This window comes from Streptomyces sp. SID13031 (assembly GCF_010548305.1).
In the GTDB taxonomy this organism is placed as follows: Bacteria; Actinomycetota; Actinomycetes; order Propionibacteriales; family Kribbellaceae; genus Kribbella.
In genome coordinates this window covers 1-16071 of record NZ_JAAGLV010000005.1, presented here as the reverse complement: position 1 = coordinate 16071, position 16071 = coordinate 1, and the positions used below count along the sequence as shown (strand labels likewise).

Annotated in this window: 16 protein-coding genes; 8 read left to right on the top strand and 8 right to left on the bottom strand. The window is 65.8% G+C overall.

The genetic code is table 11. From position 1 onward, the window contains the following. The first annotated feature begins 13 nt into the window (after positions 1-13). Entirely contained in the window at positions 14-412 is a 399-nt protein-coding gene (locus G3I17_RS12080; protein WP_164596087.1) for a hypothetical protein, read from the top strand. 1 nt (position 413) lies between these two features. Here the strand turns inward: G3I17_RS12080 and G3I17_RS12075 are convergent, their stop codons facing one another. Then, positions 414-1025, bottom strand: a complete 612-nt coding sequence (locus G3I17_RS12075) for an NAD(P)-binding domain-containing protein (protein WP_164596086.1) — start codon at positions 1023-1025, stop codon at positions 414-416. A 65-nt stretch (positions 1026-1090) separates the two neighbouring features. Here G3I17_RS12075 and G3I17_RS12070 point away from each other — a divergent pair, with 65 nt between their 5' ends. After that, positions 1091-1441, top strand: a complete 351-nt coding sequence (locus G3I17_RS12070; protein ID WP_164596085.1) for a helix-turn-helix domain-containing protein — start codon at positions 1091-1093, stop codon at positions 1439-1441. Here G3I17_RS12070 and G3I17_RS12065 read toward each other — a convergent pair whose 3' ends face one another. Beyond that, positions 1442-1945 carry a DinB family protein gene (locus G3I17_RS12065; RefSeq protein WP_164596084.1) on the bottom strand — a complete coding sequence of 168 codons (504 nt, stop codon included), beginning with the start codon at positions 1943-1945 and terminating at the stop codon, positions 1442-1444. Between the two features lie 103 nt (positions 1946-2048). Between G3I17_RS12065 and G3I17_RS12060 the strand changes: the two genes are divergently transcribed. The 4 genes from G3I17_RS12060 (at position 2049) to G3I17_RS12045 (ending at position 5919) form a co-directional block, all read left to right on the top strand. Beyond that, positions 2049-2861 (top strand): LLM class F420-dependent oxidoreductase, encoded by an 813-nt coding sequence (locus G3I17_RS12060; protein ID WP_164596083.1) that lies wholly within the window; start codon positions 2049-2051, stop codon positions 2859-2861. 87 nt (positions 2862-2948) lie between these two features. Beyond that, positions 2949-3560: a peptide deformylase gene (gene def, locus G3I17_RS12055; RefSeq protein ID WP_164596082.1), complete on the top strand. Its 612-nt coding sequence runs from the start codon at positions 2949-2951 to the stop codon at positions 3558-3560. Between the two features lie 53 nt (positions 3561-3613). Beyond that, positions 3614-4723 (top strand): amidase, encoded by a 1110-nt coding sequence (locus G3I17_RS40680; RefSeq protein ID WP_343238275.1) that lies wholly within the window; start codon positions 3614-3616, stop codon positions 4721-4723. Positions 4724-4872: 149 nt separating this feature from the next. Next, positions 4873-5919: a LacI family DNA-binding transcriptional regulator gene (locus tag G3I17_RS12045; RefSeq protein ID WP_164596376.1), complete on the top strand. Its 1047-nt coding sequence runs from the start codon at positions 4873-4875 to the stop codon at positions 5917-5919. A gap of 343 nt (positions 5920-6262) precedes the next feature. On the opposite strand, the gene G3I17_RS12040 is transcribed toward G3I17_RS12045, so the two are convergent. Beyond that, on the bottom strand, positions 6263-6643 hold the full coding sequence (locus tag G3I17_RS12040; protein WP_164596081.1) for a nuclear transport factor 2 family protein: 381 nt from the start codon (positions 6641-6643) through the stop codon (positions 6263-6265). An 88-nt stretch (positions 6644-6731) separates the two neighbouring features. Between G3I17_RS12040 and G3I17_RS12035 the strand changes: the two genes are divergently transcribed. Further along, positions 6732-7502, top strand: coding sequence for a helix-turn-helix transcriptional regulator (locus G3I17_RS12035; RefSeq protein ID WP_164596080.1), 771 nt, complete (start codon positions 6732-6734; stop codon positions 7500-7502). On the opposite strand, the gene G3I17_RS12030 is transcribed toward G3I17_RS12035, so the two are convergent. From G3I17_RS12030 to G3I17_RS12010, 5 genes are all read right to left on the bottom strand, one after another. Continuing rightward, positions 7492-8334 carry a carbohydrate ABC transporter permease gene (locus tag G3I17_RS12030; RefSeq protein ID WP_164596079.1) on the bottom strand — a complete coding sequence of 281 codons (843 nt, stop codon included), beginning with the start codon at positions 8332-8334 and terminating at the stop codon, positions 7492-7494. The genes G3I17_RS12035 and G3I17_RS12030 overlap by 11 nt on opposite strands. Then, positions 8331-9248, bottom strand: coding sequence for a sugar ABC transporter permease (locus G3I17_RS12025; RefSeq protein ID WP_164596078.1), 918 nt, complete (start codon positions 9246-9248; stop codon positions 8331-8333). The genes G3I17_RS12030 and G3I17_RS12025 overlap by 4 nt, the downstream gene beginning before the upstream one ends. Positions 9249-9258: 10 nt before the next feature. Further along, the gene (locus G3I17_RS12020) at positions 9259-10578 is read right to left on the bottom strand and encodes an extracellular solute-binding protein (RefSeq protein ID WP_164596077.1); all 1320 of its coding nucleotides are present in this window, start codon (positions 10576-10578) and stop codon (positions 9259-9261) included. A gap of 11 nt (positions 10579-10589) precedes the next feature. Continuing rightward, on the bottom strand, positions 10590-12023 hold the full coding sequence (locus G3I17_RS12015) for an aldehyde dehydrogenase family protein (RefSeq protein WP_164596076.1): 1434 nt from the start codon (positions 12021-12023) through the stop codon (positions 10590-10592). 288 nt (positions 12024-12311) lie between these two features. Continuing rightward, on the bottom strand, positions 12312-12866 hold the full coding sequence (locus G3I17_RS12010) for a TIGR03086 family metal-binding protein (protein WP_164596075.1): 555 nt from the start codon (positions 12864-12866) through the stop codon (positions 12312-12314). A gap of 1533 nt (positions 12867-14399) precedes the next feature. Between G3I17_RS12010 and G3I17_RS12005 the strand changes: the two genes are divergently transcribed. Further along, positions 14400-15326, top strand: a complete 927-nt coding sequence (locus G3I17_RS12005; RefSeq protein ID WP_164596074.1) for a hypothetical protein — start codon at positions 14400-14402, stop codon at positions 15324-15326. Positions 15327-16071 lie beyond the last annotated feature (745 nt).

The following is a 16071-nucleotide window of genomic DNA, read 5'->3' as shown; positions in this document are numbered from 1 at the left end:
AGGGGAGAACACAGTGGCATTCCGAAAGGCGAGCGCGCTGGCCGTCGTTGGCACCGTGGCGGTCCTGGCAGCAGGCTCGGTGACGACGGCCTCCGCCACACCGACGACCTCCGCCGCACCGGCGGCGACGTGCCACGCGAGCAGCGGCAACCTGTACTGCGGGAACAGGGCCAACGCGGCGATCTACAAGAGCCCGCGGTACGACACCGCGAGCGGCAACCCGATCGAGATCGTCGACTCGCTCCGCTCCGGTTTCAGCTACTTCAAGTGCTACACGATCGGCCAGCCGCACGGGGGCGGCAACAGCATCTGGTACCGGACCTACGGCGACGACAACGGCGCCTGGGGCTACGTCCCGGCCGTCGACGTCTGGACCCCGCAGGATCCCTTCCCGGGTGTCGGTTTCTGCTGAGTCACGGGTGGACGGTGCCGAAGGCCGCGGCTATCGGTGGGAACAGCGAACGGGTATCGGCGCCGTCCACCCACAGGCCGATCGCGAGCGCAGCCGTTGCCTCTAGCAACCGCGCTCTGACCAGGCCGCCCGCTGCTACGGGGGTGCAGCCGAGCGCCCGGATCAGCTCCGCGACCCGCTCGTTCGCGGCCGGGTGATCGCCGCAGTACGGGACACCCAGCGGCTCGCCTTCGAAGCTGTGCGGCGCATCTCGCCAGACCGCGTCGGCGGCGAGGTTGAACGCCTTCACGACGTGGGCGCCAACCGCCAGATCCGCGACCTTCTCCGCTATCGCCGGAACTGCCAGCACGAACTCCCCCGGTACGACGGCGTTCGTGCAGTCGATGAGAGTCCGCTCGGCAAACCGCCCGGTGGCAGCACCGACGCCGGTCAGCACCTCCTCGACCGCCTCCGCGCGGACCGCCAGCAGCGTGACGTCACCGAATTCGCTTGCCTCCAGCAAGGTTGCCGGCGCTTCGCGGCGCCCACCGGCCAGCACCTCATGGCCTGCCCTCACCCACTGACCACCGAGCGCCTTCGCCATCAACCCATTGCCAAGAATCCCGATTCGCATGCCCGCAAAGCTAGGCGATCCGTTCCGCACCTCCCGGTGCCTTTCGGCGCAGGCACAATGGAGAGGTGACGGACGCGCCGCAGAAGTTCTTCGCCGACTGCCAAGCCAGAGTCGCCGCCGACCTGATCAGCGGGACCTGGTCGGCCGTGGTCCTCTACGCGCTCGCTGACGGACCCGTCCGGCCCGGCGTCCTCCGCGCCCAGATCGGCGGCATCAGTCAGAAAGTACTGACCGAGACGCTCCGGCGACTCGAGCAGCACGGTCTGGTCCAGCGCGACCGGTACGCCGAAGCGCCGCCGCGGGTCGAGTATTCGTTGACCGTGCCCGGTCGGGACCTGTTGATCCCCATCCGTGCCCTGGGTGACTGGGCCGACAAGCACGCGGAGAGCCTCATGGACGCGGCCGACACCGCCTGACTACTCGCCCGTCGAGCCGTCCAGCCGCTCCCGCAGCAGGTCGGCGTGACCATTGTGGCGGGCGTACTCCTCGATCATGTGGGCCAGCACCCAGCGCAGGCTGTACGGGCGGCCTTCGTCTTCGCCGATGTGACCAGGCTCCAGCTCCGCGACGACGGCTCGCGCCCGCTCGACGGCCTCGTCGTACCGGCGGAGGTCGGCGGAGAACTGTTGTGGGTCGAGGCCCGTCCAGTCCCCCTCGGGGTGCTCGGGCGACGAGTAGGCGTAGACGACCTCCTCGTCGGTGAAGGTGTCGACGAACCAGCCGAGCTCGACCTCGGTCAGGTGCCGAAGCAGGCCGTGCAGCGTCATCGAGGAGGGCTCGATCGCCGCAGTGCCGAGTTGCTCCGGAGTCAGTCCCTCGCACTTCCAGCGAAGCGTCGCGCGCTGGAAGTCCAAAAAGCCGACCAGGGTCTCCTTCTCGCCGGCTTCGGTGGGCGGGTCAGGTCGTCCGTTGAGATCCATGTCCGGAACCTACCGGCCGCCACCGACAACCGGCCGGATCACCTGCGGGCTCACCTGCCGGGCCCATCCGGAGGATCCTCCGATACGGCGTACGCTGGTCGTCATGACATCGACTGACTCCCCACGTCCGTATAGCAAGTATCCGGTCCGGATCGGCGTCCAGGTTCAGCCCCAGCACGCCGAGTACGCCGACATCCGGCGGACCGTCGCCGCCGCTGAGGAGATCGGCGTCGACGTGGCCTTCAACTGGGACCATTTCTACCCGCTGTCGGGTGAGCCGGACGGCCTGCACTTCGAGGCCTGGACCATGCTCGCGGCCTGGGCCGAGGCGACCGAGCGGATCGAGATCGGCTGCCTGGTCACCTGCAACACGTACCGCAACCCGGACCTGCTGGCCGACATGGCCCGGACCGTCGACCACATCAGCGACGGCCGGCTCATCCTCGGCATCGGCTCGGGCTGGTTCGAGCGCGACTACGACGAGTACGGCTACGAGTTCGGTACTGCGGGCGGCCGGCTAGACGCCCTGGCCGAGACGCTGCCGCGGATCGAGCAGCGCTGGGCCAAGCTCAACCCGAAGCCGACCCGGGACATCCCGGTGCTGATCGGTGGCGGCGGCGAGAAGAAGACCCTCAAGCTGGTCGCCAAGCACGCGACCATCTGGCACGGCTTCGGTGACGCCGAGACGATCGCGCACAAGCACGATGTGCTCGACGCGCACTGCGCCGCGATCGGCCGCGACCCGGGTGAGATCGAGCGCTCGACCGCCGTCGGCGACAAGCGTCCCGAAGAGCTCGGCAAGGCGATGCTCGACATCGGCACCCGGTTGTTCACGGTGAGCACGTCCGGCCCGGACTACGACCTGGGTCAGCTGCGCGAGTGGGTCGCGTGGCGTGACGAGGTCAACCAGGCCTGAGTCGCTGCGCGTCCGTAGTACCGGGTCCGTGCCGGTACTACGGACGCGCGCGTCGGTGTGACGCCTGGATTCGCTAAGATTTCAGCCATGTCTACGCTGCCTACAGACGGTTCGGTGCGACCCATCACCCGATGGGGTACGGACGTCATGCACCACCTGAACCAGCCGGTCACCGACTTCGGCGAAGAACTGCACACCCTCGTCGCCGACATGGTCGCGACGATGAACGCCGCCGAGGGCGTCGGGCTGGCCGCGAACCAGGTCGGCGTGGATCTGCAACTGTTCGTCTTCAGCTGCCCGGACAAGAAGGGCGTCTACCAGCAAGGGGTCGTCTGCAACCCGGTGCTGGACCTGCCCGAGGGCAAGGACCGTCAGCTCGACGAGGGTGACGAGGGCTGTCTGTCGCTGCCCGGCGCGTTCACCAAGTGCGCGCGGCCCGACTTCGCCCGCGTCAGCGGTGTCGACGAGAACGGCGAGCCGGTCACGTACGAGGGCGACGGACTGCTCGCCCGCTGCCTGCAGCACGAGACCGACCACACCCAGGGCATGGTCTTCGGGGATCGGTTGTCGCGGAAGTACAAGAAGCGCCTGTTCGCCGAGGCCGAGGAGTTCGCTCCCGACTACCCGGACGACTGGCCCATCTCCCCGATGCTCAACCAGGAAGAGCACGACCACAGTGACGAGGGGCTCAACGCCTGATCAGGCGGCTGCTCGAGGAGCTTCGGGCGGGTCACCGTACTGCGGTCGACGTCGTGTCGGAGGCGCTGGACGGCGTCGCTCGCTGGGATCCGGTGCTGCACTTCATCGATTCACTCGACGCTGCTGATGCCTTGGCGCGGGCTTCAAGGGTTGACCTGAGGTTGCCGTTGGCCGGCGTCCCGTTTCTGATCAAGGCCCGTACTCCGGTTGGCTCGCCCATTGTCACCAGGTTGCTGGCGGCCGGCGCGATCCCCTTGGGCACCTCGACCCGCGCCCGGCCTGGGGCAGTGTCGCAGACCTTCGGGTGGAACGGGCGTGACTTCACGCGCAATCCGTGGGATCTGTCTCGCTCGCCGGGCGGGTCGTCGGCCGGCGCTGCGGCTGCGGTTGCGGCGGGCGTCGTACCGATCGCTACTGGTGGAGACAGCGCCGGGTCACTCCGGATCCCGGCGTCGTTCTGTGGCGTGGTCGGCTTCAAGGGGACAGCTGGTCGGGTGCCTCGCGCAGATGGGCGATCGCTGGCCGGCCTCACCGTTGGCGGGTTCATCGGTTCGTCGCTGGAGGATGTGGTGCTGGCAACCAGCCTGGTCAGCGGACCGGACAGACTGGATCCCGGCGCCTTGCCGCGTTGGCCGGAACCTGCGCTCGGGGCCGGACCGTGGCGAGTGGCCTATCGGTCCACGCTGAGCTCTCTGGCCACTGATCCGGCGGTCGACGCGGTGATTCGCGGAAGCCTTGCCACGCCCGGCGTCGTCGTCGTACCGGACGTGCCGCTCGACTGGGTGGCGGTTGATGATGCGTGGCTGAGTCTGCGAGATCTTGACGCGGGACAGGCTGTTGCTCCGTCGGCGGTGCGCTCGGCGGTGGATGTACGGAGCCACAACAGCACTGCGCTCGCTGATCTCTTCAGCCAGGTCGACGCACTTGTCACGCCGACCTCGTCGAGGGTTGCACACGAGTACGACCAGCACGAGGAGAACCTGATGGTGGTTGATCAGTGCTGGGGCTTCAACGTCACCGGCCATCCCGCGGTGAGCGTGCCGGTCGGGCTGGTCGACGGGCTGCCGGTCGGCGCTCAGGTCGTCGCGCCGCACGGCCGGGACGACGTTGCGCTATCCGTGGCGGCACGGATCATGAGGCCGCTCTGGCTGCCCGGCCGCTGAACGAGTTGCCGCTTGTCCGGTATCGGCAACGCGCATTATGAGGCCGCTTTCGCCGCCCGCCCGCTGAACGAGTCGCCGCTTGTCCGGTATCGGCACCGCGGATCCCGCGGAAATCCCGCTCGCGCCGATAAACTGCGGAAGTGAACGGGATGCTGGGTGACTCGGGGATGAGGCGACCCGTCACGCTCGACGACGTCGCGCGAGCCGCCGGCGTCTCCCAGCCGACCGCCTCGCGGGTGCTGAACGGGAGCTCGCGCAAGGTCGCCGAGAGCTATCGCGAGCGGGTGCTGGAGGCAGCGCGCGAGCTCGGCTACACCCCGAACCTGCCCGCCCAGGCGATGGCCCGCGGCACCTCGCGCACGATCGCGCTGGTGATCAGCCTGATCTCCGACCCGTACTTCTCCGCGATGGCCGCCGAGATCATGAAGCAGGCCGAGGCGATCGGCCTGCACGTCTCGATCGCCGTCACCGAACGCCAGGCCGACCGCGAGCTCGACCTGGTCCGCGAGCTCCGCGGCCAGCAACCCCGCGCGATCATCCTGGCCGGCACCGGGTACGTCGACCCGCCGTCGGAGCAGCAACTCGTCGACGAGCTGCACCGCTACGAGGAGACCGGCGGCCGGGTGGTGCTCATCAGCCGCTCGGACCTCCCCTTCGAGACCGTCGACTTCGACAACCACGAAGGCTCCCGGCAACTTGCCCGCGAGCTGGCCGGCCTCGGCTACGAACGCTGCCTCGTGCTCGGCAGCGGCACTCCCCTGCTGTCCATGAGCCAACGCGTCGAAGGCTTCGTCACCGGCCTGGTCGAGTCGGGCGTCGCCGATGCGGGCACCCGGGTCCACTACCCCGGCTTCAGCTGGGCCGGCGCCCGCGAGTTCATCCTCAGCCTGACCGACGCCGAAGTACGCGACCTCCAACTCGTCTTCGCAATCACCGACGACATGGCCCTAGGCGCCCTCGCAGGCCTCCGCGAACGCGGTCTCCGCATCCCCGAGGACGTGGGGGTGGCCGGCTTCGACGACATCTCCACGCTACGCGATGTGGTCCCGAAGCTGACCACAGTTCACGTGGCCCTGAACGCCGTCGCGCAGGAGGCGATCTACCGGGCGACGACGACCGACGACGAACTGACCCGCCGCACGGTTCCTGCTTACCCGGTCATCCGCGCCAGCACTCCGCCCATCTGCCCTTCCTAGTTGAGTTTACCGGCGGACGCTCGCACCGGGCGGCGGTTATCCACAGGCTGCCGTGATCGTGGCAAATCTCAGCTCGGCCGGCCTCATCACGGCAGGTCCTGGCCGGCGTTCCAGCGACCGTAGGTACTGCGGCGTGGAAGTACGCGTTAGTGCTGGCCGGGGGCGGCTACGTGGAAACTACTTGCCGCCAGGTGCAAGTTAGTTTCCCATCAGTGGCGGCTGGTGGCGCCGGGCGCTGGCCGGGCGGTTAGGTGGAAACTACTTGCCAGGTGCAAGTTAGTTTCCCATCAGTGGCGGCTGGGCTCCACGCTGCCGTCTACAGCGGGGCGGCAACATCGTGGGGTCATTGCTTCCACCAGGTCAGGTGGGACTCGGCCTCGGTGGCTGGCTCGATGAGTTCCCAGGCCTCGGCGATCTGGTGGTCGGCGATGCGGAGGATGTCGACGACTGCGATGGTCGGGCCGCCGCCGGGAAGGTGGCGGCGGGTGTGGACGATGACGTGGTCTTCGTCGGACAGGAGGTGCAGGATCTCGACCTCCAGCTCCGCCAGCGGAGTCAGCGCGTTGCCGACGTCGGTTAGCCACTCTGTCTTGGTGCGGGTCAGAGCGTCGGGGCGATGGTGACGGAAATCGTCGCTGAGCAAGGGTTCCAGGGCCGTGACGCCGCCTTCGCCGATGAGTTGGCTAAGTGCCTGCTGGACTAGTTGTCTGTTCTGCGTAGTCATGAGCAGCAGTGTTGCGGCGGCTCGCGCCGGTTGTCGATGAAGTCGCATTTCATCGACAGCCGGTCCGGGCTGAGTAGGCTCGATGACCATGGCAACGGTTGGAGAACTCCTGCGGCAATGGCGGCACCGGCGACAGCTCAGCCAGCTCGATCTCGCGATCGCTGCTGACGTCTCGGCCCGGCACGTCAGCCTGGTCGAGACCGGTAAGTCCCAGCCGAGTGCCGAGATGGTGCTGCGGCTCGCGGAGCAACTCGACGTACCACTGCGTGAGCGCAACGGCCTCCTCCTCGCAGCCGGCTTCGCGCCCCGGTACGCCGAACGCCCACTCGACAGTACGGCGCTGTCGGCGGCGCGGGCTGCGGTCGAGCGGGTCCTGCGCGCGCACGAGCCCTACCCGGCGCTCGCGTTCGACCGCCACTGGGACATCGTGATGACCAACCGGGCCGTACCTCCGTTCCTCGCCAGCGTCGCGCCAGACCTACTCCAACCGCCGATGAACCTGCTCCGGCTCGGCCTGGACCCGCGCGGCCTCGCCGCTCTCGTCGTCAACCTCGCCGACGTACGGACCGTGTTCCGCTCCCGGGTACGGCGTCAACTGGCTGCCGCGCCGGATGCCCGGCTCGCCGCGCTCTATCGGGAACTGCTGGCGCCCGAAGCGCCCGGCGAGACCCGCGAGCTAGTCGAGGCCGAGGTCGTGATCCCGATGATCATCCGCATCGACGGCGTCCAGCTGCGGATGTTCTCGACGATCACGACCTTCGGCACTCCACTCGACCTCACCCTCGACGAACTCGCCGTCGAGTCCTACTACCCGGCAGACGCCGAGACCGCCGAGTACTTCGAACGCACTAGAGCTTGACGCCGCCGCTGATCAGGTCGAGTTTCCAATAGCGTTGCAGGCTCAGGAACAGGATCCCGAGCGGGATGATCGAGACCAGGACGCCGGCGATGACGATGGAGTACTGGGCTGCTTGGCCGCCGGTGATGATCATCAGGCCGTAGAGGCCGAGGGTCAGCGGGTAGAGGTGGTCGTTGTTGAGCATCACGAACGGAAGCAGGAAGTTGTTCCAGATGCCGATGAACTGGAGCAGGAAGACCGTTACCAGAGCCGGCAACATAAGTGGGGCGCCCACCAAGCGGAAGATGCGCCATTCACTGCCGCCATCGATGCGGGCCGCTTCCATGATCTCGTCGGGGACCGAGGCCTCCGAGTAGATCTTGCAGAGGTAGATGGCGAACGGGCTGACCAGTTGCGGTAACAAGACCGACGCGTAGTTGTTCGTCATTCCGGCCTTGGCCAGCAGCAGGAACTGCGGGACTGCCAGCAGGATCTGCGGTAGTAGCACCGCTGCGACGATTGCCCTGAACAACAAAGTGCTGCCAGCGAAGCGGTACTTTCCCAGGGCATACCCCGCTGCGCCGGCGATTGCCGTTGACAACAAACCGCCGCCGATCGCGTAGATCACCGAGTTCAGTACCCAGCGGCCGAAGATGCCGTGGTTGTAGCTGAACAGGGCGTCCAGGTTGCTCCAGAACCCGCCGTTGAAGGAGGGCAGGAAGGGCGCCGTCGAGAACAGCTCGTCGTTGGTCTTGGTCGATGCGATCACGATCCACAGCACCGGCAGTACGCAGTACAGGGCACCGATCAGCAAGATCAGCGTGGGCACCCAGCGGGTGCGTTGGCGCGTCATCTGGTCTGCCTCCGGGCGATCCGACGGCCGACGGCCGAGATCAGTACGGTCGCGGCCACCGTCATCGTGATCAGCACGAACGATGTCGCGGCCCCCTCGTAGATGCTGTTGTTGACAAAGGCATCGGTGTAGACGCGCATCAACGGGACCCAGGTCGACGAGATCGCGTTCGCCAGCGGCTTCAGCGTCGTCGGCTCGTTGAACAGTTGCAGCGAGCCGATCACCGAGAACAACCCGACCATCGCCACCGCCGGCGCGATCATCGGCAACTTCACCCGTACCGCGATCTGGAACTCCGACGCGCCATCCAGCTCGGCCGCCTCGAAGAGCTCCTTCGGCAGACTCCGTACCGCGGTATAGAGGATCACCATGTTGAACCCGACGACACCCCAGACGGCCACGTTGGCGACGCTGAAGAAGATCCCCTTGGTGCCGAAGTAGTTGATGACATCACCACCGATCGGCGACGTCGCCGGCAGGTACATGAAGCCCCACAACAGCGACGCGACCACCCCCGGTACGGCGTACGGCAGGAAGATCGCGAGTCGCGCGAACCCGACCAGGCGTGCGCGTTTCGCGTCCAGGCAGAGCGCGAACAGCGTTGACAACAGCACCGTCAGCGGTACGCCGAAAGCCGCGATCAGCAACATCCGGCCGAGGCTCGACCAGAACTCGCTGTCGCTCAGGGTCGAGGTGTAGTTGGAGATCCCCGCCCACACCTCGGTCGGCTTGCCGCCGCCGAGCAGCCCCTTGCCGACCTTCATCCGGCGGAAGCTGAGGAAGATCGCGTAGATCGCCGGGGCGATCGTGAACAGCAGCAACAGCACGACCGCGGGCGTGACCAGGGCGATCGGCAGCAGCCCGCCACGGCCGCGGGACTTGCCCGCGGCCGTGGCGGTGCGTGGACCGCTCATCTCAGCCGGCTCATCCCGCGACCTGGAAGCCGAGCTTCTTCATGTCGCTGACCGTTGCCTCTTGCATCGTGTCCAGTGCCCCGGAGAGCGCTGTCTTCTTCTGCAGCGCGGCGCCGAACGCGTTGGAGTAGGAGTCGAAGGTGACGTTCGCGTTCGGACCCCAGATGTCGAAGGTCCGCACGCCCTTCGCCGCGGTCGCCATCAGCGAGTTGTAGTCGGGCTGCGTCGACATGAACGGCGGCGGCGTCTTCAGGGCAGGCAGTTGCTGACCCTGCGGCGAGGCCGGGAAGGCCTGTACGTTCTTGATCAGCGAGTTCATTCCCGCCTCGGACGAGTTCATCCACTCGACGAACTTCGCGGCCTCGGCCGGGTGCTTGGAGTTCGCCGTCACGGCCTCGGTCTCGCCACCCCAGATGCCGACCGTGGCGTCACCGGCGGTCCAGGCGGGCAGCGGCGCGGCGGCCCACTTGCCGGCGGTGTCCTTCGCGATCGACGGCAACTGGTTCGGTCCCCACTGGGCGCCGACCCAGCCGACGATGTTCCCGTTGTTCATGTCGGTGTTCCACTGCGCCGACCAGTTCGGCTGCGGGCTCACCAGCCCCTTCTTGATCAGGTCGTCCCAGTAGTCCGCGACCTTCTTGCTCGCGGCATCGTTGATGTTCACACTCCATGTGTCGCCGTCGGCCTTCCACCAGTTGGCCCCGGCTTGCTGCGCGAGCCCGGCGAACCAGCCCGGGTCAGCGGCGGTGAAGTTGCCGATGTACTTCTTCGGGTCGGCCTTGTGGATCGCCGCGGCCGCCGTCGCGTACTCCGCCCAGGTGGTCGGCGCCTTCAGCCCGAGCTTGTCGAAGACGTCCTTGCGGTAGAAGAACACCATCGGGCAGACGTTCTGCGGTACGCCGTACGTCTTGCCCTCGAACTGCACCTGCGACAGCGAGGCCTTGTCGTACTTCGTGTCCAGCCCCTTCACGTAATCGTCGATCGGGACGACGACCTGGTTCGCGATCAGCGCCGGCAACGCCTGGTACTCGACCTCGGTGATGTCGGGATTCGTACCGGCCTTGTTGTTGGTGATCAGCTTGTTGTAAAGGGTGTAGCCGGTGCCGGACGGTTTGCTCAGCTTGACCTGGATGTCCGGGTTGAGCTTGTTCCAGTCGTCGACGACCTTGTCCATGCCGCCGTCCCAGTTGACGTAGGTCAGCGTGACCTTCTCGCCCTTGGTCGCGCTCGAGCCGCCACCGGCGGGAGTCGCGTTGTCGTCGTTGCTCGAGCAGGCGGCCAGCGCCAGGGCGAGTACTACGCCGAGTGCGGCGCCTTTGCGGAGATTCATCGGGGATTTCCTCATTTCGACGCCCAGCCGGGGTATTCGGTGGGGGTGGTCTGAATGCCGATCCATTGCCGGTGCGTGTACCCGGCCAGCTGGCCTTCGCCGCCGTGCCGGGCGTACCCGTCGTTGACGTGCACCTCGTTGCTCTTGACCTTCTGCGCGAACGCGAGCCCGCGCATCGGGTCGCCGGTGAAGACGGAGTTCATCAGCGTGCGATGACGGTTGACGAGATCGAGCGCCTCGGCCTCACTGTCGACCACGGTGATCGGCATCACCGGGCCGAAGATCTCCTCGGTGAACACCGGCATCTGCGGGGTCACCCCGGTCAGTACCGCGGGCTGGTAGAACAACCCGTCGTACGTGCCACCGGTTGCCAGCTTGGCGCCGGCCTTGATCGACGGCTGGACGAGTCCTTCGTGGAATCGCTTCAGCTGCTTCTCGCTGATGATCGGGCCGAGATCCACCTCGTCACGCAGCGGATCACCGACCTTCAACTTGGCGACCCGCTCGATGACGGCCTCGGTGAAGTCGTCGGCGATCGAGCGCATCACGATGTGCCGGCCCGCGGTGATACAGGTCTGGCCCTGGTACCAGAGCGACGACCAGAGCGCGCAGCTCACCGCCTGGTCGAGGTCTGCGTCGTCCAGTACGACGAACGCGTTGTCGCCACCCAGCTCGGTCGCCGCGGCGCGGAAGTTCTTGCCCGCGAAGCTCGAGATCTGCTGGCCGACGTCGAAGGATCCGGTGAAATGGATGAGGTCCAGGTCCGGGTGCTCAGAGAGCGTTCTCCCGGTCTCGGGCCCGTCGCCCGGCACCACGTTGAAGACACCGGCCGGTACGCCGGCCGCCTTGGCCGCCTCGGCGAGGATCTGGCCGCCGGCGATCGGAGTCAGCTCGGCGGGCTTGAGTACTACCGCGTTACCGTATGCCAGGCCGGGCGCGAGCGCGCGCATCGCGAGGCTCATCGGGTAGTTCCAGGGCACGATCAGGCCGATCACGCCCAGCGGCACCGCCCGGGAGAGCGAGATCTTGCCGCTCTTGTACGGCGGGAGGATGGCGCCGGCGTTCTCCGTCAGCTGGGTGGCCGAGTTGAGCAACTGGGTGACCGACTGCCCGAGCTCCTCCTCCGCCTTCTCGGAGGTACCACCGGTCTCCCGGATGATCAGCGTGATCAGCTCGTCGTGCCGCTTCTCCAGCTCCCGCGCGAACGCCCGCAGAATCTCGCTCTTGGTGTTGGCGTCGACCTCGGCCCACTCGGGCTGGGCCCGACGGGCGCTGCGGACCGCCCGGTCGACCTGCTCGGCCGACGCACTCCCGTACCGGGCGAACGGCTTCCCGGCCGCCTTGTCGAGCACCGGCACCCAGTCCGACGCCGGCGGCTCACACCACCCGTCGATCCAGACCTGCGCCTCGTAATCCCGCAACCCACTCGCAGGAACCGACCTCATCGGCGTACCTCCACTCGAACCTACTTAGGAATGCGCTTTCCCGCAGGATTGCGCATTCCCGGTGTTGGGTCAAGAGGTGGTCAGCTAGTACGTCGGACGCCCAGGCCAGGCTCCTCCGTCGCCCAGCTCCCCACCCCCAGCGAGGCGATCCTTCGCCGCACCTCGTCTGCCTGAAAGCCGCTGACGGGGAGTGCCGACCTCGTTGCAGAATGCTCTCGGACTAGCCCGAAGTTGCTGGGGTGCTCGCCTGTAGCTGGCGTCACAAGTAAGCGCCAGCCGGGCTCGGGGCTACGGGCGTCGGCCGAAGGCGTCGAGTAGGCGGGACTGGGGGGAGGCAGTGGGTGGGACGGTGTTGGTGGCGCCGGTGCCGAAGACGCCCATGGCTCGCATGTCGTCCAGGTGGGGTTCGACCATGGACCAGAGGGCGTCGACCAGGGCGGGGTCGAGGGTTGGGTCCAGGCCGGCGCCGATCGCGATGTCCCAGGCATGGAGCACTACGTCGCCCAGGCGGAAGCGGACGAAGGTTTCGTAGCTGATGTCGCCGCTGAGGTGGTGGAGTGGCGCGGTCTGGTCGGCGGTGGCGAAGGCGACCTGCTGGGCTTCGCAGGAGTTGGCTACTGCGGCGAGTGGGTCGTCGCCGAGTTGGTCGGCGTCCAGGCCGGCGACTGAATCCGCTGCTGAGGCGCCTGACAGAAGGCGGACGGCGAAGACGTTGCCGCCTACAACATGATTGACGACTTCGCGGACGGTGACGTCCGCCGGTGTCGGCTTGTCCCAGTGTGTCGACGGCACGGAGCTGACGATCCGGGTGAGCTGCGCGCCGGCTGCTGCGAAGAGGTCCACGAGCAGGAGGCTATCGGCTGGCCGACTCACACTCCGGAGATTTACGTCGTCGTCAGCAATGTGACGAGTTCCCGTTCAACTCCCCTTTCTAGGCTGCGGGTAACGGTCGCGAACGATTCTTCGCTCGACCACTGAACGGCTCGCATAACGCCTCAGCGAGCGCTTGGCTTGGACTCTGGTACTACTACGATCGGATCACCGACAACGTGACTCCTTTTCTTCATCACCATCAGCGCGCCGGCCAAGACCGGCACCACCCGCTAGGGAGTGATCACCTGAGCCTCATCTCCTCGAGTGAAGCCTTGGTACAGGCGGAAAACAGCCAGTTCTTCCTAACCGTCGGCACTCAGACGGCGAGCTGAGCCCGATCTACTCCGGCGCCGACGACTTCCTTGAGGTGGGAGGGCTCCGTGTTGTGCATCAGTGCTTTCAACAACCACCACGCGGCGGTCCGCCTGGAGCACTTGTCGGCAGAGCCGCCGGAGGTGGGCGACTGGGAGCGGAAGCAGACCGTCGTACTCCGGCGAGGCGCTGGTCCAGCCGAAGCAATTTCGCTGATGGGGCGGACTGCCTGCGAGCTGGACCTGGCCATTGCTCACGGAGAGCCTGTTCGAGCCAGGATCGCCTGCCGTGGTCGAAGGGATGTTGTGGACATCGCGACCTCGGAGCCCGAGTCACCATCGGGCGTGGAGACCTGGCTTGTTCAGTTCTGGACTCCCGGCGCCTAGCGTCCATGGCCGATTTTCTTTGATCTGTCGGGCGATCGCAGTCGTAACTCTTCTAATGCTTACAACACAGCCGTCGAGCAGGTTGTCCCGATCGAGGCGATCTCACGAGTAGTCGGGCACGCAAGCACCGTTGCCGAGAGGGTCTGCCTCCCAGGTCAAACTTAGAGGCCCTCTCCCAGCCGGGAGAGTGCCTTTAACCTGCGGTGGAGCTGAGGGGATTCGAACCTCCGGCCTCCTCGTTGCGAACTCGGGGCAGCATGGTCCAGGGCAGGCCATCCAAGCGTGCATGGTGGTCGGCCATCGACCGGCACAGACCATGCTGGCCACCCTGGTTGCTGTACTTCGCTGCTGTACAGCAGTCCATAATTGCTCACGCTCTGCTGTCCACCATCCACCGCTCGTTGACACTCACGCGTCAGCTAGCTTGTATCGAACACCCGTTCTACTGTTGTTCGCATGGGCGGCAACAAGCGGTATCCACGACCAAAGCCTCCGGACCCGCTCAAGCGACACTGCTGGGTCCTCGGCGACAACCGCGGGAGACGCGGTCCATGGGTCGGCCTGATCCTAGAGTGGCAGAAGATCAACTCAGAAGACTGGATCGCTCGCGTGATCTACGTGCGCAACCCGCAACCCGCAACGAGGCGAGGCCGTCGAGGAGTGGCTCATGGCAGGCATGCTCAGGCCGGCCGATTCCTCGACATTCGAACGGGTAGCCGACGAAGCCCACTACATCGATACACGCGGCCTCTAGCTATGGCACCTCAATGCAGGCATCCTGTGCCTGATCACAATCGGGGGAAGCGTGGATAAATTGGCATTGCTTACATCTGACCAGTGGGCGACGGTTGCCGCTCTTGGAGCAGCGATACAGGGAATTGCTTCGGCATTGACGGTCATTATCGCCGTAGTCGCAGCGAAATATGCGTATAACCAAGTGACACAAGCGCGCACCCAGGTCGAAGAGGCTCGAAAGTCCCGCTTTGACCAAGCAGAGCAGGCAAGGGCTCAGGAAGAGGCTGCATCGAAGCGCGAGTTCGAACGACGCCAAGAGCAAGAAAAGCGGGAGGAACGCCGCCAAGAGGAGCTCGCCCGTCCGTTTGTAGTCGTAGACTTTGAACCAAGTCCGGCATGGGGCAACGCATTCAATCTGGTATTTGAGAATGTCGGTAAGACACTTGCAAAGAATGTTCGATTCACCTTTGATCCAGCGCTAAAGAGCTCGCAATCGGGGAAGCCATTCGATCTAGCCGATTCTGAAATCATCAAGAACGGCATCCAGGCAATGCCGCCGGGCAGGCGGATCGAGGCGTTGTTCGATCTGTCACACGAGCGATTCAAGACAGATCTTCCGATGAAATATCGAGTGAGGGTCGATTCTGAAGATGCGGCTGGGCGAGCACAGGAGCCTCTGGAATATGTTCTAGACCTGGGATTCCGCTATAGCCTGGGGCGCATTGAGGTCAAGAACATTCACCACGTTGCTAAATCGATGAAAGAGATAGAATCGGCCGTCAAGAAATGGACGGCGCACTACAATGGCCTAAGAGTCTGGGTTCGCGACGAGGATGCCTACACGGCCGCAGAGGCAAAAGACTTCCAGGACTGGAAAGCGCAGGAAGAATTGAATGACAAGATTGCTCGCGCTCAGGCCGCAGGAGTGCCACTCTCTGAGTTAGACGACTTTGAGCGTGAGGCCGATTCGCCGGAAGACCCCGAGCCTTCCCAATAGAGGCATTGACGCTTACGTGTCAAGCGCACGGGCAGACCTGCCGCATCGCCCCGATAGCTGCCGACCTTAGGTTTGGTTCGGTGCGGGTCCAGGGGCGAGCTTGCTCGATCGCGGAGCGACGCCGGAGGCGCCCTTGACGCGGGCCGGAGCGGACCGTCCCTCCCATGATTGCTAGCGGGGCGATGCGGTAGCTCCGGATCAGACGGCAGGCCACCTGGACCAGGGCGGCGGGTAGCCGGCCAGTTGGCGAGGTAGGTGAATCGACAGGGTGTCGATCGTTGATGGCGAGTTCTGCTGTCTGCGACCGGCACCCTTGGCACGTGTGCGCCAAGCCGACGGGCGACGGGGACGACGAGCCCTTAGGCGAGGAGCCGGAGGTTCCCCCACTCCCCCGGTCCTGTGGTGGCGGCGCGCTTTCGGGCCCTGGAGGGGCCCGTCTTGAAGACGTAGAGAAACTTGTCAGGCGACAGAACCACCCGAGGTCTCAGAAGGCTCGTGGCCCTAGACGGCATGGACGGACTGGAGGCGTGATGGACGCCTACTGCTGTACTTCGCTGCTGTACGGCACGGAAAAGGCCCTCCCCGATTGCTCGGAGGGGCCTCTGACCTGGGTGGAGGTGAGGGGATTCGAACCCCTGGCCTCCTCGTTGCGAACTCGGGGCAACACGGTCGTCAGGCGTCACTCAAGGCTGAACGAAGGTCGCGCCCGGCATGTCTTGGCCATTGCCAGTTGCCCCGGTTGCTG